13 protein-coding genes are annotated in these 18,316 nt (G+C 56.9%); 7 read left to right on the forward strand and 6 right to left on the reverse strand.

From position 1 onward, the window contains the following. Positions 1-29 precede the first annotated feature (29 nt). The 5 genes from araC to msrA all read right to left on the reverse strand — a co-directional run bounded on the left by araC (position 30) and on the right by msrA (position 6,556). Complete coding sequence (araC, locus tag CDA56_RS03875) at positions 30-902, reverse strand: arabinose operon transcriptional regulator AraC (protein WP_004098024.1); 873 nt, start codon at positions 900-902, stop codon at positions 30-32. Between the two features lie 30 nt (positions 903-932). Beyond that, positions 933-2,942 (reverse strand): beta-galactosidase, encoded by a 2,010-nt coding sequence (locus CDA56_RS03880; RefSeq protein WP_103814240.1) that lies wholly within the window; start codon positions 2,940-2,942, stop codon positions 933-935. 18 nt (positions 2,943-2,960) lie between these two features. Beyond that, positions 2,961-4,193, reverse strand: a complete 1,233-nt coding sequence (locus CDA56_RS03885) for an oligosaccharide MFS transporter (protein WP_014227639.1) — start codon at positions 4,191-4,193, stop codon at positions 2,961-2,963. Positions 4,194-4,389: 196 nt separating this feature from the next. Beyond that, positions 4,390-5,733, reverse strand: coding sequence for a polyamine export protein PaeA (gene paeA / locus CDA56_RS03890; protein WP_025107621.1), 1,344 nt, complete (start codon positions 5,731-5,733; stop codon positions 4,390-4,392). Positions 5,734-5,917: 184 nt separating this feature from the next. Beyond that, positions 5,918-6,556 carry a peptide-methionine (S)-S-oxide reductase MsrA gene (gene msrA / locus CDA56_RS03895; RefSeq protein ID WP_025107620.1) on the reverse strand — a complete coding sequence of 213 codons (639 nt, stop codon included), beginning with the start codon at positions 6,554-6,556 and terminating at the stop codon, positions 5,918-5,920. Positions 6,557-6,765: 209 nt separating this feature from the next. Here msrA and tamA point away from each other — a divergent pair, with 209 nt between their 5' ends. Genes tamA through CDA56_RS03910 form a run of 3 tightly spaced genes read left to right on the forward strand, consistent with a single transcriptional unit; the run spans position 6,766 to position 12,619 of the window. Next, positions 6,766-8,499, forward strand: coding sequence for an autotransporter assembly complex protein TamA (tamA, locus tag CDA56_RS03900; RefSeq protein ID WP_014227642.1), 1,734 nt, complete (start codon positions 6,766-6,768; stop codon positions 8,497-8,499). Further along, positions 8,496-12,272 carry an autotransporter assembly complex protein TamB gene (tamB, locus tag CDA56_RS03905; protein WP_042944137.1) on the forward strand — a complete coding sequence of 1,259 codons (3,777 nt, stop codon included), beginning with the start codon at positions 8,496-8,498 and terminating at the stop codon, positions 12,270-12,272. Before tamA ends, tamB begins: the two co-directional genes overlap by 4 nt. A gap of 2 nt (positions 12,273-12,274) precedes the next feature. Further along, complete coding sequence (locus CDA56_RS03910; protein ID WP_004098039.1) at positions 12,275-12,619, forward strand: gamma-glutamylcyclotransferase family protein; 345 nt, start codon at positions 12,275-12,277, stop codon at positions 12,617-12,619. Between the two features lie 149 nt (positions 12,620-12,768). Here CDA56_RS03910 and ppa read toward each other — a convergent pair whose 3' ends face one another. Next, entirely contained in the window at positions 12,769-13,296 is a 528-nt protein-coding gene (gene ppa, locus CDA56_RS03915) for an inorganic diphosphatase (protein ID WP_004098041.1), read from the reverse strand. Between the two features lie 403 nt (positions 13,297-13,699). Here ppa and ytfQ point away from each other — a divergent pair, with 403 nt between their 5' ends. The 4 genes from ytfQ (at position 13,700) to yjfF (ending at position 18,277) form a co-directional block, all read left to right on the forward strand. Continuing rightward, on the forward strand, positions 13,700-14,656 hold the full coding sequence (gene ytfQ / locus CDA56_RS03920) for a galactofuranose ABC transporter, galactofuranose-binding protein YtfQ (RefSeq protein WP_004098043.1): 957 nt from the start codon (positions 13,700-13,702) through the stop codon (positions 14,654-14,656). A gap of 109 nt (positions 14,657-14,765) precedes the next feature. Next, positions 14,766-16,268 (forward strand): galactofuranose ABC transporter, ATP-binding protein YtfR, encoded by a 1,503-nt coding sequence (gene ytfR, locus CDA56_RS03925; RefSeq protein ID WP_014837206.1) that lies wholly within the window; start codon positions 14,766-14,768, stop codon positions 16,266-16,268. Between the two features lie 10 nt (positions 16,269-16,278). Next, positions 16,279-17,304 carry a galactofuranose ABC transporter, ATP-binding protein YtfT gene (ytfT, locus tag CDA56_RS03930; protein WP_014227645.1) on the forward strand — a complete coding sequence of 342 codons (1,026 nt, stop codon included), beginning with the start codon at positions 16,279-16,281 and terminating at the stop codon, positions 17,302-17,304. After that, positions 17,291-18,277, forward strand: a complete 987-nt coding sequence (gene yjfF, locus CDA56_RS03935; protein WP_004098052.1) for a galactofuranose ABC transporter, permease protein YjfF — start codon at positions 17,291-17,293, stop codon at positions 18,275-18,277. Before ytfT ends, yjfF begins: the two co-directional genes overlap by 14 nt. Positions 18,278-18,316 lie beyond the last annotated feature (39 nt).

Genomic DNA, 18,316 nt, shown 5'->3' on the forward strand with positions numbered 1-18,316 from the left:
CCCTAAGGGAGCCGTTGATGTTTCTGGACCTATCCCTTCATTTCCGCATAGCGTTTACGGTACTCTCCCGGGGGAATGCCGTTATGTTTACGGAAAATGCGCGTGAAATAGACCGGGTCTCCGTAACCTACCGACAGGGCGATTTTGTTAAGCGGCAGGGAGGTGCTCTGGATCAGCCACCTCGCGCGGTTGATGCGCTGCGCCTCGCGCCAGGCGTAAACCGTTTGCCCCAGCTCATTTTTGAACAAATGCGCCAGCCGCGAAGGGGAGAGAAAAACCATCGCCGCCAGGGTCTCGATCTTCATCTCCTGGGCAATATGTTCGTTAAGATAGTCGCACACCGCGTTAATCCGCGGGTCGTGGGCGTGGCGGTTGCTGATCGGCTGTCGCTGAAAGCAGTTCAGGATCAGGCGCTCCAGCGCATTCATCGCCAGCGCCTCCGACAGCGGGGCGGAAGCGGAGTGGTGGCGGATAACTTCATAGAACAGATCGCGCAGACTCTGCAGCTGCTCAGGATCGTTGACCGTGGTTTTACCAATGCCGTGGGTCGTTTGATCCCATTTTAGCCAGTCTATCCAGTAGGGCCGGGGGATGAAGTAGATCCATAAATGATCCCAGTATTCGCTGTGTTCGTCCCGTCCGTAATGGTGCGGAACGCCGGGCGGGAAGAGCAGCAGATCGTTTTCACGACACAGAAGGGAGCCGTCTCCCGCTTTCGCGCGCGCCTGGCCGCGAAGCGTCAGATTGATGATGTAACCTTTCATCCCCTGCGGGCGGTTTATGTAGTAGTCCAGCTTTGAGCCGCGGGTGATGGGGGTAAAGCCGGCGACGACCCAGGCGTTGAAGGTAAAGGTCTTCATCAATGGCGAGAAGTTCAGTAGCTCATTGATATCCAGTTCCATCGTTTCTCCCGCCCGAGCGCCGCCGCCCGCTTAACTTTCGATGATAGTAAATTCCCATGCTTTGAGGCGCAACGGCTGGCCGCAGCTAACTTTTTCCCCGCTCAACAGCGCGTTGCCCGATGTCTCGCTGATAAACGCCTGCGGTTCGCCGGAGTAGTTGAACAGGAAGTGGATGCTGTTGCCGTCGCGGTTGCGCATCTTTTTGACCACCAGCGGATAGCGGTAGGCCGATGTACGTGAACGCAGATCCAGTCCTGCGGTCAGCCGATCGAACAGCTGGCTAATCAGCGTTTTCTGCGGCAGGAAGCCAACGTAAATCGCCCGACCCTGAGCGTAATCCGCCTCGGTGGCGGCGGCATAGTCGCCCCATGCCGGATGCTGATAGCGCAGTAGCGTACGGGTACCGGCGTCCGGCGTCAGCAGCTCCATCCACAGCTCGGCCTGATTGTCTTGACGGCAATCAATGTCAGCGCTGCAGGCGCTTACCGTGGTTTCTTCCGGCAGGGTGAATTGACTGTAGCTCACGCCGCAGCTCTCGCGCAAAATTCCCGGCTGCGCGCCGCTGCGCACCTTCACGTTTTCATCGCTAAAGCCTGATTTAAAGCCGATCAGCGCTCTGCCGCCCTGCTCAATATAGCGGTTGATGCGCGTCAGCAGGCCATCATCGGCGGCGTAGAGTCCGGGTACGATCAGCGCGCGGTAGCGCGCGGTTTCCTCGTTAACGTCGTGGATAATATCGAGGCTGATATTGTGGTCGTACAGCGCATCGTGGAAGCGGCGGAAAATATCGTTATAAATATTGCCCTGCGCGTCGCCGGGACGGAACTGGTTAAGGGCGTCCATCGCCTCATTGCTTATCAGCAGCGCGACGTCGTTTTCTGCCTTCAGCTCCGCCAGCTGTGGCGACAGGCGGGAAAAGTCAGCCCCGATAGTGGTGGCCTCCTGCCAGGTCGCGTTGCGTGAGAAGTCGTGGCTTAACAGCCCCTTCCAGTAGGTCTCGAACGCGTTATGAATCGAATGCCAGTGCCAGTAAGAGACCATTGCCGCCCCCGATGCCACGTGGCTAAAAGCCTGCAGGCGCAGCTGGCCCGGATAAGGTGTCCACTGGGCAAAGCCCTGCGCCTGGGTTTCCAGCACGAAGTAATTCTTACCCTGCTTTAGCGAACGCGTAATGGCGCCGCCAAACGCGATTTCTCGCCCGGTCAGGTGTTTCTGGCTCGGATGATAGATATCGACTCCGGCAATATCCAGCGTCTGCGCCGCCGCAAAATGGTCAACTCGCGGCTGCACGCCGTAGGAGTAGCCGCGCCATTCAAAATCGAAGTTGTGGGTGACGAACTGATGCGGCTGGGCATATTCGCGCACGATCTCCGCCTGCCAGGCGAGATACTCCGTCACCTGCTGGCGCTGGTAGCGGGAGAACGCGCAGGCGAGGCTGGCGTTGATAGTGTTTTCGACCGGCGGAAAATCCTGCCAGCTATCGATGCGGTTGCTCCAGTAGTCCAGACCAAAATCGTTATTCAACCGGTCAAGGTCGGGGTATTTTTCCTGCAGGCTGCGTACAAAACCCTCCTGCATATGGCGGCCGATATTATCGTAATGCTTGGTTTCGTTATCCAGCTGCCAGCCAATAATCGCCGGATGGTGCTGCACGTGCGCCATTAGCGTACGGATAATCTTTTCGGCATAGCGGCGAAAGGTCGGGTTGACGATATCCATAATCTGGCGCGGGCCATATTTTTGCTGCCCGTTGACGGTAGTGACCAGAATATCCGGGTGCTTCGCCGCCAGCCAGGCCGGGACGGCGTAGGTTGGCGTGCCGATAATCACCGCGATCCCCGCTTTATGCATGGCATTCAGCACCCGGTCGATATGGTAGAAGTTATATTCGCCCTCCCGGGGCTCCAGCGTACTCCAGGTCGATTCGGCAATCCGCACCACGTTAATGCCCGTTTCCTGCATTAAGGCGATATCTTTCGCCAGCCGATCTTCCGGCATATATTCATCGTAATAGGCCACGCCATAAAATAAATCAGACATACAGGTTACCTCCTTAAATTAATGCGCGGGCGCCGGCTGCGGGGCAAAAGCGCGCGCTTTGTCCAGCGTAATAAATGAAATCAGCGTAAAGCACAGGGCGATACCGCCGAGCACGATATAGCTGCTGGTAAAGCCCATGCTCTGGTACATATGACCGATGCCGGTAGAAAGGAAAATAGAGCTAAAGCTTTTCGAAAACTGGAAGCCGATTAAATAAACCGTGGCCGAAAGCAGCGGGTTGAAGTTGGCAGTAATATATTTCAGCGCGGCGACGAGTAATACCGAGCTCTCAAAACCGTGCAGCAGTTTAATCAGGCTAATGGACACCGGACCGATAGCCCAGGCCGAGCCGATAATGCGCAGACTCATAATCATTCCGCAGTACAGCAGAGCATTTTTCGGGCCGATTTTATTCACGAACCATGGGGCGAAAAACATCACTACCGCATCAAGGAAAATCTGACCTGTGGTTAAATAGCCGAAGACTTCCGCGCCGCGCGCTTTGCTCTCAAAGAAGTGGCTGTAATAGATGGCGAACTGCTGGTCGTAGGTTTCATATACCGCGCCGACGCCGATCGTGTAGATCGCGAAGAACCAGAATTTCTTCATTTTCAGCAGCGAGGTGGCGTCGCTCAGGGTGACCGGCGAGGCTTTACTGCTGTGTATCGCGCCTTGTTTATTCGCGCTAATCTGCATTTTCCAGACAATGACCAGCAGGCATACGCCGGCACCGCTGGCCAGCCAGAAAATCATGTTCTGGTCGATCCCGTAGAGCTTGCCTGCCGCGAAGGTGCCGATAGCCGCGCCAATGCCGCCAAACATTCTGGCGCGACCAAACTCAAAACCGGAAGCGCGGCTGACTTTATCAATGTAAGCTTCGCAAATACCGCAGCCTGCGCCGTAGGCCATGCCAATATAGATGCCGCCCGCCAGCGCCCCGAGAAAAACGTTAACTTTTAATAATGGCGCAAAGACGTAGATCCAGTAGGGGGCAAAGAGGGTAATAATGATGGCCAGCAGCCACATCAGGTTTTTACGATAGACCAGCCTGTCGGATATAAAACCGAATAGTGGTTGAACGCAAACGGCAATAATCGCGGTAAAGGAATAAACCAGACCGACGTCAGTGTAATTAATGCCGATGGTTTCCGTTAACCACAATGATAAATAAGGATAGCAGCATCCCCAGCCAATAAAGAAGAACAGGAAGAACAGACAGCTTATATAGTAGTTTTTATTTGATTCTATCATGATAACCCTCGCTTCCTTTATTCAGGAATATGATCGTGTAGACGCGAGCAAAGTTACCTTTTTGCGCAGAGGGGAGTCATGAACGTTTCGCTGTGGAGCAGTAAAAATCTGCTATTGCCCGAGGGGCGTGAGCAGCCTCACATTCGGACAATAAAAAAGGCGGATTTTCATCCGCCTTGTCGGTTCGTCAACGGTTTTACGCTGACTCTTTATCGCTGTTGGCCGCATCCGGCAGCTTGGGCACCAGCACCGTCGGCTTATTGTCGATACGGGTCACCAGCAGCTGATCGATGCGGTAGTTGTCGATATCCACCACTTCGAACTTATAGCCGGAGAATTTCACCGCGTCGGTGCGCTTGGGAATTTTACGCAGCATAAACATCATAAAGCCGCCGATGGTCTCGTAATTGCCGGACTGCGGGAAATCATCGATATCCAGCACCCGCATCACGTCGTCGATCGGCGTTCCGCCGTCAATGAGCCAGGAGTTTTCATCGCGCGCGACGATCTGCTCTTCCAGCCCCTGGCCGACGAGGTCGCCCATCAGGGTGGTCATCACGTCGTTCAGGGTGATAATCCCGACCACCAGCGCATATTCGTTCATGATCACGGCGAAGTCTTCACCGGCGGTTTTAAAGCTTTCCAGCGCTTCAGACAGCGTCAGGGTATCCGGGACAATCAGCGTATTGCGAATCTGCACGCCGCCGGTCAGCACCAGACTCTGGTTTGCCAGCACGCGGTTCAGCAGGTCTTTGGAATCAACGTAGCCGATGATGTGGTCGATATCTTCATTACAGACCAGGAACTTGGAGTGCGGATGCTCCGCGACCTTATTCTTCAGGCTCTGTTCATCTTCGTGAAGATCGAACCAGATGACGTTTTCACGCGAGGTCATCGATGAAGGCACGGTGCGCGATTCCAGTTCGAACACGTTCTCAATCAGCTCATGCTCCTGCTTACGCAGCACCCCTGCCAGCGCGCCGGCTTCCACCACGGCGTAAATATCATCGGAGGTAATGTCGTCTTTACGCACCATCGGAATTTTGAACAGGCGGAAGATATTGTTGGCCATGCCGTTAAACAACCACACCAGCGGGCGGAAGAGAAACAGGCAGAAGCGCATCGGGTTGATGATGCGTAAAGCGACGGCTTCAGGCGCGATCATACCGATGCGTTTCGGAGTCAGGTCAGCAAACAGAATGAACAGGCTGGTGACCAGGGTAAAGGAGATAATAAAGCTCAGCTGCTCGGAGAGCTCCGGGGACATATAGCGGCTAAAGAGACTATTAAACGCCGGCGAAAATGCCGCATCGCCGACGATACCGCCGAGAATCGCTACCGCGTTGAGGCCGATTTGCACCACGGTAAAGAACATCCCGGGGTTTTCCTGCATCTTCAGCACGCGTTGAGCGTTGATGTTGCCGTCATCGGCCAGCAGCTTGAGTTTGATTTTACGTGATGCGGCCAGCGAGATTTCCGATATCGAAAAGAACGCACTGACGGCTATCAGACAAAGTATTACTAAAATACTGTTTAACATATCTTATCTGACCGTTGAGATCAGATCCTCGGAAGGGAAGTGGATAACGCTAAGTGGAATTCACAAAAAGCCGGTCCGAAGGCTCTGGACCGGCGATAGCACGGCGTAGTATAGCGTAAGGTACTGTAAAGCCGCCAGAGCGTAAATTATTCAATCCGGCGGCCTGCCCTACGGTGCAGCCGCATCAGGCCTGCGGCGGCAAACAAACCCCAATTCCGCCAATGCCGCAGTATCCGTACGGATTTTTATGCAGATACTGTTGATGATCGTCTTCCGCATAGTAGAACGGCTTCGCCGTCGCGATCTCGGTGGTGATAGTGCGCGGGTCGTTGGCTTCATTCATTGCCGCCTGGAAACGCGTCAGGCTGGCCTTCGCCGCCTCGCTCTGCTCAGGCGTTAGCGGATAAATCGCGGAGCGATACTGCGTTCCGCGGTCGTTACCCTGCTGCATGCCCTGCGCCGGGTCGTGATTTTCCCAGAATACCTGGAGCAGCTGCTCATAGCTGATAACCTGCGGATCGTAGACCACGCGCACGGCTTCAGCATGGCCAGTCTCGCCGCTGCAGACTTCGCGGTAGGTCGGGTTGGGCGTATAGCCGCCGGTGTAGCCAGCGGCGGTGCTATAAACGCCGGGCAGCTGCCAGAACAGGCGTTCAACGCCCCAGAAGCAGCCCATGGCGAACAGGGCGACTTCCATTCCTGCGGGAACGTTGGTCATCGAGTGACCATTGACGGCGTGGAGCGTAGCCACCGGCATCGGCGTGTTGCGTCCCGGCAGCGCGTCCGCTTGGGCGACAAGATGCGTTTTATCAAATAGACTCACGGTGGGCCTCTCAAAACAGAAAATGTGGTTAAGGTTGTAACCAAGCGTGTCTTTGAACACAATAAACGCGCTTAATACGTCTAGATTTAAACATAAGAATTATTTGGGATAACGTCTATTTTTCAACCCTTAGTTGTTAGGGTTTTGTTAAGCCGTGGAGCGGCACTTTCGTTTCCTTCGGGGGGAAACAAGGATATTCAGGAGAAAAAGTGCTACAAATCCGCCAGTTATGTATCGCCAGCGTTTTGCTGGTCAGCGGGGTCGCCAGCGCAGCGAGCGTGCGTTTGCAGGTTGAGGGACTATCCGGGGAACTGGAAAAAAACGTCCGCGCCCAACTCTCTACGATCCAGAGCGATGAAGTCACGCCGGACCGGCGCTTTCGCGCGCGCGTTGATGATGCTATCCGCGAAGGACTGAAAGCGCTGGGCTACTACGAACCCACGATTGATTTTGATTTACGTCCGCCGCCGGCGAGGGGGCGTCAGGTGCTGATCGCCAAAGTCACGCCCGGCGAACCGGTGCGCATTGGCGGCACTGACGTGATTTTACGCGGCGGCGCCCGAACCGATCGCGACTATCTGGATTTGCTAAACACGCGCCCGGCGATCGGCACGGTCCTCAATCACGGTGATTATGACAGTTTTAAAAGCTCTCTGACCCGGGTTGCGCTGCGTAAGGGCTACTTTGACAGCGAGTTTAATAAAAGCCAGCTTGGCGTTTCCCTCGACCGGCATCAGGCCTTCTGGGATATCGACTACAACAGCGGCGAGCGCTACCGCTTTGGCCCGGTCACTTTTGAAGGCTCGCAAATTCGCGACGAATATCTGCAAAACCTGGTGCCGTTTAAGCAGGGCGACTACTACACCTCGCAGGATTTAGCCGAACTTAACCGCCGCCTGGCGGCAACCGGCTGGTTTAGCTCCGTCGTGGTGGCGCCGCAGTTTGACAAGTCCCGTCAGACGAAAGTGCTGCCTCTGCAGGGCGTGGTCTCTCCGCGTAAAGAGAACACCGTGGAAACCGGGGTTGGCTACTCAACCGATGTCGGGCCGCGCGTCAAAGGCACCTGGAGAAAGCCGTGGATGAACTCCTACGGCCACAGCCTCACTTCCAGCCTCAGCCTTTCCGCCCCTGAACAGCAGCTTGATTTCAGCTACAAGGTACCGCTGTTAAAAAGCCCCCTGGAGCAGTACTACCTGATGCAGGGCGGCTTTAAACGTACGGATCTCAACGATACCAAATCTGACTCCACCACCCTGGCCGTTTCGCGCTACTGGGAGATGTCGAGCGGCTGGCAGCGCGCGCTGAACCTGCGCTGGAGTCTTGACCACTTTACCCAGGCCAACGTCACCAACACCACCATGCTGATCTATCCCGGCGTGTCGGTGAACCGTACCCGTTCGCGCGGCGGCCTGATGCCGACCTGGGGCGATTCGCAGCGCTATTCGGTGGACTACTCCAACACCATGTGGGGCTCGGATATTAACTTTATTGTGATGCAGGCGCAGGACGTCTGGATCCGTACCCTTTATGACCGCCACCGCTTCGTGGTGCGCGGCAACCTCGGCTGGATTGAGGCCGATAACTTCAGCAAAGTCCCGCCGGATCTGCGTTTCTTCGCCGGCGGCGACCGCAGCATTCGCGGTTATAAATACAAATCTATCTCGCCAAAAGATGACGACGGCAAACTGATGGGGGCCTCGAAGCTGGCTACCGGCTCGCTGGAGTATCAGTACAACGTGAGCGGCAAGTGGTGGGGCGCGGTGTTCGTCGATAGCGGTGAAGCGGTAAGCGATATCCGCGAAAGCAACTTTAAAACCGGCGCCGGCCTCGGCGTGCGCTGGCAGTCTCCGGTCGGGCCAATCAAGCTGGATATCGCCAGACCGATCGGCGACAAAGAAGAGCACGGTTTACAGTTTTACATCGGTCTGGGGCCTGAATTATGAGTTTATGGAAGAAGATAAGCCTCGGCGTACTGATTTTTCTGCTGCTGCTGCTGGGGACGGTAGGATTCCTGGTGGGGACGACGACCGGTCTGCATCTGGTTATCAAAGCCGCCGATCGCTGGGTCCCGGGGCTGGAAATCGGTAAAGCCACCGGCGGCTGGCGCGATCTGACGCTGGAGAACGTGCGCTTTGAGCAGCCGGGCGTGGCGGTCACCGCCGGCCAGTTCCATCTGGGCGTTAAGCTGCGCTGCCTGTGGGACAGCAGCCTGTGCGTCAACGATATCTCCCTGCGCGATATCTATGTGGCGATCGATACCAGCAAGATGCCGCCAGCGGCGCCGGTTGAAGAAGAAGAGAGCGGGCCGCTGAATCTCTCCACGCCTTATCCCGTCACCCTGAGCCGGGTGGCGCTGCATAACGTCAACGTGAAAATTGACGATACCGCCGTCTCGGTGCGCGACTTTTCCACGGGGCTCAACTGGCAGGAGAAAAACCTCACCCTGACGCCGACCTCGCTGCAGGGGTTGCTCATCGCGCTGCCGAAGGTGGCGAAGGTGGCCCAGGAGCAGGTCGTCGAGCCGAAAATTGACAACCCGCAGCCGGAAGAAAAGCCGCTCGGCGAGACGATGAAAGATCTGTTCTCGAAACCGGTGCTGCCGGAAATGACCGACGTCCATCTGCCGTTGAATCTTAATATTCAGGCGTTCCGCGGCGAGCAGCTGCGTCTCACCGGCGATACCGATATAACCATCTACAATCTGCTGCTTAAAGTCAGCAGCATCGATGGGCAGATGAAGCTGGACGCGCTGGACGTGGACTCCGACCAGGGGAAAGTCACGGCTTCCGGTAACGCGCAGCTGCAGGATAACTGGCCGGTCGATATCACCCTCAACGGTACGCTGAATATTGACCCCCTGAAGGGCGAGAAAGTGCAGCTAAAAGTGGGCGGCGAAGTGCGTAAAAAGCTCACGGTCGGCGTGGATCTGAATGGGCCAGTCGCGATGACGCTGCGCGCCGAAACGCAGCTGGCGGAGGCCGGCCTGCCGCTGGATATGGAGGTGAAAAGCAAGCAGCTCTACTGGCCGTTTACCGGCGAGAAAGCGTATCAGGCTGACGATCTTCTGCTGAAATTTAACGGCAAGATGACTGACTACACCCTGGCCTTTAGCACCGCGGTGAAAGGGCAGTCGCTGCCGCCAGCGAAGATTAACCTGAACGCGAAGGGCAACGAGCAGCAGGTGAATCTCGATAAGCTCACCGTCGCCGCCCTCGAAGGGAAAACCGAACTGAAGGCGCTGCTCGACTGGCAGCAGGCGATCAGCTGGCGCGGCGAACTGACGCTTGACGGTATCAACACCGCTAAAGAGGTCCCGGACTGGCCGTCGAAGCTCAACGGTCTGATTAAGACCCAGGGCAGCCTGTACGGCGGCAGCTGGCAGATGTCGGTGCCGGAGCTGAAAATCACCGGTAACGTGAAGCAAAACAAAGTCGATGTGAGCGGATCGCTGCAGGGCAACAGCTATATGCAGTGGAAAATCCCCGGCCTGCATCTGGCTTTAGGCCCTAACAGCGCCGACGTGAAAGGCGAGCTGGGGGTCAAAGACCTAAACCTCGACGCCACCATTGACGCGCCGCATCTCGATAACGCCCTGCCGGGCCTGGGCGGGACGGCGAAAGGGCTGGTGAAGGTTCGCGGCACCGTCGACGCGCCGCAGCTGCTGGCGGATATCACCGCCCGGGCGCTGCGCTGGCAGGAGCTGTCGGTGGCTCAGGTGAACGTGAAGGGCGATGTGAAATCCACCGACCAGATTGGCGGTAACCTTGACGTACGCGTTGACCGTATTAGCCAGCCGGGCGTGAATATCAGCCTGGTGCAGCTCAATGCGAAGGGCAATGAGAAGCAGCACGACCTGCAGCTGCGGGTGCAGGGCGATCCGGTCTCCGGGCAGCTCTCGCTGGCGGGGAGCTTTGACCGCAAAGCGGAGCGCTGGAAAGGCACGCTGAGCAATACCCGTTTCCAGACACCGGTGGGGCCGGTGGCGCTGACGCGTGATATCGCGCTGGATTACCGCAACCTTGAGCAGAAAATCAGCATCGGGCCGCACTGCTGGACTAACCCGAACGCCGAGCTGTGCGTACCGCAGACCATCGACGCCGGCGCGAGCGGGCGCGCGGTGGTGAACCTCAACCGTTTCGATCTCGCGATGCTCAAGCCCTTTATGCCGGAAGCGACACAGGCCAGCGGCGTGTTTAGCGGTAATGCCGATGTGAGCTGGGACACCACCAAAGAGGGGCTGCCGCAGGGTAAGGTCACCCTGAGCGGGCGTAACGTGAAGGTGACGCAGACGGTCAACGACGCGCCGCTGCCGGTGGCTTTCGATACCCTGAACCTCACGGCCGATCTGCACAATAACCGCGCCCAGCTGGGCTGGCTGATTCGCCTGACCAACAATGGCCAGCTGGACGGACAGGTGCAGGTCACCGATCCCCAGGGCCGACGCAATCTGGGCGGTAACGTCAATATCAGCAACTTCTCGCTGGCGATGATCAACCCTATCTTCTCGCGCGGTGAAAAGGCGGAAGGGAGACTGAACGCGCGTCTGACACTGGGCGGTAACGTCCAGAGCCCGCAGCTTTTCGGTCAGATGCAGCTGAACGGCGTGGATATTGACGGTAACTTTATGCCGTTTGATATGCAGCCGAGCCAGCTGGCGATGAATTTTACCGGTACCCGTTCGACCCTGCAGGGGACGGTGAACACTCGCCAGGGACAGATTGCGCTCAGCGGCAACGCCGACTGGACGCAGATTGACAACTGGCGCGCGCAGATTGCGGCGAAGGGCAGCCGGGTGCGGATAACCGTGCCGCCGATGGTGCGCCTGGATGTGTCGCCGGACGTGGTCTTTACCGCCACGCCAAGCCTGTTTAACCTGGATGGCAGCGTTGACGTACCCTGGGCGCGTATCGTCGTCAACGAAGTGCCGGAAAGCGCCGTTGGGGTCTCATCTGACGAAGTGATGCTGGATAAAAATCTGCAGCCGATTAAGCAGCAGAGCGCCGGTATCCCTATCAACAGCAATCTGACGATTCACGTGGGCAACAACGTTCGTCTCGACGCCTTTGGTCTGAAAGCGCGTCTGACCGGCGATTTGAAAGTGGCGCAGGACAAACAGGGGCTGGGGCTCAACGGGCAGATCAACATCCCGGAAGGGCGTTTCCATGCCTACGGCCAGGATCTGATCGTGCGTAAAGGCGAGCTGCTGTTCTCTGGTCCGCCGGATCAGCCGCTGCTGAATATCGAAGCCATTCGTAATCCGGACGCCACCGAGGACGACGTTATCGCCGGCGTTCGCGTGACCGGCTCGGCCGATCAGCCGAAAGCGGAGATTTTCTCCGATCCGGCGATGTCGCAGCAGGAAGCGCTCTCTTACCTGCTACGCGGGCAGGGTTTAGGCAGCGGACAGAGCGATAGCGCAGCCATGACTTCAATGCTTATTGGTATGGGGGTTGCACAAAGTGGTCAGGTTGTGGGTAAAATCGGCGAGACGTTTGGCGTAAGCAATCTGGCGCTGGATACCGAGGGAGTGGGCGACTCCTCCCAGGTGGTGGTCAGCGGCTATGTACTGCCGGGTCTGCAGGTAAAATATGGGGTAGGGATCTTTGACTCCCTGGCGACGTTGACGTTACGCTATCGCCTGATGCCTAAGCTATATATGGAAGCTGTGTCTGGCGTAGACCAGGCTCTCGATTTGCTCTATCAGTTTGAGTTTTAGCAATGCGAATATTTGTTTACGGCAGTTTACGACGCAAACAAGGCAACAGCCACTGGATGACCAACGCTCAGTGGCTGGGCGATCATAGTGTCAATGATTATCAACTGTACAGCCTGGGCCACTATCCAGGCGCGGTGCCCGGCGATGGCACGGTACATGGTGAGGTCTATCGTATTGACGCATCGACGCTGGCTGAATTGGATGCGCTGCGTACCAAAGGCGGCGAGTACGCTCGTCACCTGATCCAGACGCCCTACGGTAGCGCCTGGATGTATGTCTATCAGCGCCCCGTTGAGGGCTTCACGCTGATAGAAAGCGGCAACTGGTTGGATAAAGACCAGTATTAATAACGATAACGCCACCTTCGGGTGGCGTTGTTTTTTGTGGCGTTAGGTGCTGTCGCCGGCTAAGGCGTCAGCCGCCGCTCGGGCATGGATCAACGGCCAAAAAAACACCGCCCGGAGGCGGTGTTTTTGCGAACCTGAGTGCGGCTGAATTACTTCTTAGCGCGCTCGAAGGAAGCCACGATTTCAGCTTTCGCCGCTTCAGCGTTGTCCCAGCCGTCAACCTTAACCCATTTGCCCGCTTCGAGGTCTTTATAGTGCTCGAAGAAGTGGGTGATCTGCGCTTTCAGCAGTTCCGGCAGGTCGTTCACATCTTTAATGTGATCGTACTCTTTGCTCAGCTTGGTGTGCGGTACCGCAACCAGTTTCGCATCTTCACCGGATTCGTCGGTCATTTTCAGCACGCCAACCGGACGGCAGCGGATGACTGAACCTGGCTCCAGCGGGTACGGCGTCGGGACCAGAACGTCAACCGGGTCGCCGTCCAGGGACAGGGTGTGGTTGATGTAGCCGTAGTTGCACGGATAGAACATCGCCGTGGACATGAAACGGTCAACGAACAGTGCACCGCTCTCTTTGTCGACTTCGTATTTGATAGGATCTGCGTTCGCCGGGATCTCGATCACGACGTAGATGTCTTCCGGCAGATCTTTGCCCGCAGGTACGTTGAGTAAGCTCATGTCTGTTTCCTTTAAAATGTATGGCAAACAAGTGCCCGGTATTATAGCCAACTCACATCGAATGTCTTCGCTTCTTTTTCCCCAGAACGGGTGGGTGGAGTCTGAATTTTTCAGCGTAAGACAGCCTGAAAATCCATAAACATAGCCGCATACTGAATAAAATTATGTAACCGTTTTCATTGCATATGCTTGATATCTCAAAGTGTGCAAAATTTCGTCATAAACGGCGAAGCTCGCGCGGCTCGCGAAGCCTCACCGGCTCTCCGCTGGTGAGATGGCCGCTGATTAACATCTAATTAACTTTTTTGAAGTGTGATGTAACGCATTCAGTTACATCTCCGATTGTCTATAGTTTGTCCGCAGGTGAGGCTTTAACCAACAATAACCCTACGAGGATCCTCTTATGTGGAAGCGCTTACTTCTTGTCACAGCAGTTTCCGCAGCTATGTCGTCTATGGTCATGGCTGCCCCTCTTACCGTAGGTTTTTCGCAGGTCGGTTCTGAATCCGGCTGGCGCGCGGCCGAAACTAACGTCGCGAAAGAGGAGGCCGCGAAGCGCGGCATCACTCTGAAGATTGCCGACGCGCAACAAAAACAGGAAAACCAGATTAAAGCCGTACGCTCCTTTATCGCTCAGGGCGTCGATGCCATCTTCATCGCGCCGGTCGTAGCGACCGGCTGGGAGCCGGTACTGAAAGAAGCGAAAGAGGCCAAAATCCCGGTATTCCTGCTCGACCGCTCAATTGATGTTAAAGACAAAGATCTCTACATGACCACCGTTACCGCGAACAACGTGCTGGAAGGCCAGCTGATCGGCGAGTGGCTGGTCAAAACCGTCGACGGTAAGCCGTGTAACGTTGTTGAACTGCAGGGCACCGTGGGGGCCAGCGTGGCGATTGACCGCAAGAAAGGCTTCGCTGAGGCCATTTCTAAAGCCTCTAATATCAAAATTATCCGCTCCCAGTCCGGCGACTTTACCCGCAGCAAGGGCAAAGAAGTCATGGAGAGCTTTATCAAAGCGGAAAACAACGGCAAGAACATCTGCATGGTTTACGCCCATAACGACGATATGGTGATTGGCGCCATTCAGGCGATTAAAGAGGCCGGGCTGAAGCCGGGCAAAGATATCCTCACCGGCTCTATCGACGGCGTGCCGGATATCTATAAAGCGATGATGGCCGGCGAGGCCAATGCCAGCGTCGAACTGACGCCGAATATGGCCGGTCCGGCGTTCGATGCGCTGGAGAAATACAAAAAAGACGGCACCCTGCCTGAAAAAGTCACCATCACCAAATCGACCCTCTACCTGCCGGATACGGCGAAAGAAGAGTTAGAGAAGAAGAAAAATATGGGCTACTGAGTAGCCGAATGACAGGTTCACCGCCGCCTCCGGGATGTCCCCGGTCGCTAAAGCGCGGCTGATTTCCCTCTCCTCCCATCGGGGAGAGGGCAAAGGTGAGGGGGAGAGCATGAACGGCGAATTACATCAGGAAATCCTTCGTACTGAAGGGCTTAGCAAATTTTTCCCCGGCGTGAAGGCGCTGGATAACGTTAATTTTAGCCTGCGCCGGGGCGAAATCATGGCTCTGTTAGGCGAAAACGGCGCGGGTAAATCCACCCTGATCAAAGCGCTGACCGGCGTCTATCATGCCGATCGCGGGGCCATCTGGCTGGAAGGGCGGGAGATCGCGCCGAAAAATACCGCTCACGCCCAGCAGCTGGGGATCGGCACCGTCTATCAGGAAGTGAACCTGCTGCCTAATATGTCGGTGGCGGATAATCTGTTTATCGGCCGCGAGCCCAGACGCTTTGGCCTGCTGCGGCGTAAAGAGATGGAAAAGCGCGCTACCGCGCTGATGGCGTCCTACGGTTTTTCTCTTGATGTCCGTGAACCGCTGAACCGCTTTTCGGTGGCGATGCAGCAGATTGTCGCGATCTGCCGGGCGATCGACCTGTCAGCAAAAGTGTTAATTCTTGATGAACCGACCGCCAGCCTGGATACCCAGGAGGTGGAAATGCTCTTTACCCTGATGCGCCAGCTGCGCGATAGCGGGGTCAGCCTGATTTTCGTCACCCACTTCCTCGACCAGGTGTATGCCGTCAGCGATCGCATCACCGTGCTGCGTAACGGCGGTTTTGTCGGCTGCCGGGAAACCCGCGAGCTGCCGCAAATTGAACTGGTGAAGATGATGCTGGGCCGTGAGCTGGAGCATAACGCCCTGCAGCGCGCGGGCCGCACCCTGCTGAGCGATAAGCCGGTGGCCGCCTTCGAAGATTTTGGCAAAAAAGGCACCATCGCACCGTTTAGTCTGCAGGTCCGTCCCGGTGAAATCGTCGGCCTGGCGGGGCTGTTAGGCTCGGGACGTACGGAAACGGCGGAGGTGATCTTCGGCATTAAACCCGCCGACAGCGGCAAAGCGTGGATCAAAGGCAAGCCGCAAACCCTGCGCTCGCCGCATCAGGCATCCTGCCTCGGGATCGGCTTCTGTCCGGAAGATCGTAAAACCGACGGCATTATCGCCGCCGCCTCGGTGCGGGAAAATATCGTTCTGGCGCTACAGGCGCAGCGCGGCTGGCTGCGGCCGATTGGTCGGCGCGAACAAAATGAGATTGCTGAACGTTTCATTCGCCAACTGGGTATTCGTACCCCCAGCGCTGAACAGCCGATCGAATTTCTCTCCGGCGGTAATCAGCAGAAGGTGCTGCTCTCCCGGTGGCTGCTGACGAAGCCGCAGTTCTTGATCCTTGATGAACCGACTCGCGGTATTGACGTTGGCGCCCACGCCGAAATCATCCGCCTGATTGAAACCCTGTGCGCCGATGGTCTGGCGCTGCTGGTCATTTCTTCAGAGCTGGAAGAGCTGGTGGGTTACGCCGATCGGGTGATTATCATGCGCGATCGCCAGCAGGTGGCGGAGCTGGCTCTGAGCGAGCTCTCCGTGCCGGCGATCATGAACGCTATTGCGGCATAAGGAGTAACCGATGATGCCTCAATCTGTTCCGAAAACCGGCCAGCCGAAACGGCGCTTTAACTGGCCAAAAGGGATGCCGCAAATTATTGCGCTGCTGCTGGTACTGGTCGTTGACAGCCTGGTCGCCCCGCATTTCTACCAGATCGTGCTCCAGGACGGGCGACTGTTCGGCAGCCCGATAGATATTTTGAACCGCGCCGCACCGGTGGCGCTGCTGGCGATTGGCATGACGCTGGTTATCGCCACCGGCGGGATTGATCTCTCCGTCGGGGCGGTGATGGCGATTGCCGGCGCAACGGCGGCGTCAATGACCGTGGCGGGGCACAGCCTGACGGTTGTGCTGCTCGCATCGCTGGGGGCCGGCGCGCTGGCCGGTCTGTGGAACGGCATTCTGGTGGCGGTGCTGAAGATCCAGCCGTTCGTCGCCACGCTGATCCTGATGGTCGCCGGACGCGGCGTGGCGCAGCTGATCACCTCCGGGCAGATCGTGACCTTTGACTCTCCGCATCTGGCGTGGCTCGGCAGCGGATCGCTACTGCTGTTCCCGACGCCGGTGATTATCGCGATCGTGACGCTGGTGCTGTTCTGGCTGTTTACCCGCAAAACCGCGCTGGGGATGTTTATCGAAGCGGTGGGGATTAACATTCGTGCGGCGAAAAACGCCGGGGTAAATACCCGCATCGTCGTGATGTTGGCCTACGTGCTGAGCGGCGTTTGCGCGGCGATTGCCGGGATTATCGTTGCGGCGGATATTCGCGGCGCGGATGCCAATAATGCCGGGCTATGGCTGGAGCTGGACGCCATCCTGGCGGTGGTTATCGGCGGCGGCTCGCTGATGGGCGGGCGTTTTAACCTGCTGCTCTCGGTCGTCGGGGCGCTGATTATCCAGGGGATGAATACCGGGATCCTGCTGTCAGGATTCCCGCCGGAGCTTAATCAGGTAGTCAAAGCGGTGGTGGTGCTGTGCGTACTGATCGTCCAGTCGCCGCGCTTTATCAGCATACTGAAGGGGATGCGCGGCCATGATAAAACGTAATTTACCGTTAATGATTACCCTCGCGGTCTTCGTACTGGGATACCTTTACTGCCTGACCCAGTTTCCCGGCTTTGCCTCGACGCGGGTGATCTGCAATATCCTGACCGACAATGCCTTTCTTGGGATCATCGCCGTCGGCATGACCTTCGTGATCCTCTCCGGCGGGATCGATCTGTCGGTCGGGTCGGTGATCGCCTTTACCGGCGTATTTCTCGCTAAAGCGATCGGTTTCTGGGGGATTTCGCCGCTGGTGGCGTTTCCGCTGGTGCTGGTGATGGGCTGCGCCTTTGGCGCGTTTATGGGCCTGCTTATTGATGCGCTGAAGATCCCGGCGTTTATCATCACCCTCGCCGGGATGTTTTTCCTGCGCGGCGTCAGCTACCTGGTCTCGGAAGAGTCGATTCCCATTAATCATCCGGTGTATGACGCGCTGTCAGGACTGGCATGGACCATCCCCGGCGGCGGGCGTCTGAGCGCGATGGGGCTGTTGATGCTGCTGGTGGTGATCGGCGGAATTTTTATGGCCCACCGCACCCGCTTTGGCAATCAGGTTTATGCCATCGGCGGTAATGCGACTTCGGCGAACCTGATGGGGATTTCCACGCGGAGCACGACGATCCGCATTTATATGCTCTCTACCGGGCTGGCGACGCTGGCGGGGATCGTTTTCTCCATCTATACCCAGGCGGGCTATGCGCTGGCGGGCGTTGGCGTTGAACTGGACGCGATTGCATCGGTGGTTATCGGCGGTACGCTGTTGAGCGGTGGGGTGGGGACGGTTCTCGGCACGTTGTTTGGCGTCGCCATTCAGGGGCTGATTCAAACCTACATCAACTTCGATGGTACGCTGAGTTCATGGTGGACCAAGATCGCTATCGGTATCCTTCTGTTCATCTTTATCGCGCTGCAGCGCGGCCTGACGGTGCTGTGGGAGAATCGGCAGAGTTCGCCGGTGACAAGGGTGGGGCACTGATGGAAGGATTTCCCCTCCCGTAAGGCGGGAGGGGAAGAG

Source organism: Klebsiella michiganensis (assembly GCF_002925905.1).
Lineage (GTDB): Bacteria > Pseudomonadota > Gammaproteobacteria > Enterobacterales > Enterobacteriaceae > Klebsiella > Klebsiella michiganensis.

Excerpts from the sequence above, each read along its gene's own strand:
- ytfQ (WP_004098043.1), top strand. The coding sequence starts at position 13,700 with ATGTGGAAGCGCTTACTTCTTGTCACAGCAGTTTCCGCAGCTATGTCG.
- paeA (WP_025107621.1), bottom strand. The coding sequence starts at position 5,733 with ATGTTAAACAGTATTTTAGTAATACTTTGTCTGATAGCCGTCAGTGCG.
- CDA56_RS03885 (WP_014227639.1), bottom strand. The coding sequence starts at position 4,193 with ATGATAGAATCAAATAAAAACTACTATATAAGCTGTCTGTTCTTCCTG.
- ytfT (WP_014227645.1), top strand. The coding sequence starts at position 16,279 with ATGATGCCTCAATCTGTTCCGAAAACCGGCCAGCCGAAACGGCGCTTT.
- ytfR (WP_014837206.1), top strand. The coding sequence starts at position 14,766 with ATGAACGGCGAATTACATCAGGAAATCCTTCGTACTGAAGGGCTTAGC.
- yjfF (WP_004098052.1), top strand. The coding sequence starts at position 17,291 with ATGATAAAACGTAATTTACCGTTAATGATTACCCTCGCGGTCTTCGTA.
- CDA56_RS03910 (WP_004098039.1), top strand. The coding sequence starts at position 12,275 with ATGCGAATATTTGTTTACGGCAGTTTACGACGCAAACAAGGCAACAGC.
- ppa (WP_004098041.1), bottom strand. The coding sequence starts at position 13,296 with ATGAGCTTACTCAACGTACCTGCGGGCAAAGATCTGCCGGAAGACATC.
- araC (WP_004098024.1), bottom strand. The coding sequence starts at position 902 with ATGGAACTGGATATCAATGAGCTACTGAACTTCTCGCCATTGATGAAG.
- tamB (WP_042944137.1), top strand. The coding sequence starts at position 8,496 with ATGAGTTTATGGAAGAAGATAAGCCTCGGCGTACTGATTTTTCTGCTG.
- CDA56_RS03880 (WP_103814240.1), bottom strand. The coding sequence starts at position 2,942 with ATGTCTGATTTATTTTATGGCGTGGCCTATTACGATGAATATATGCCG.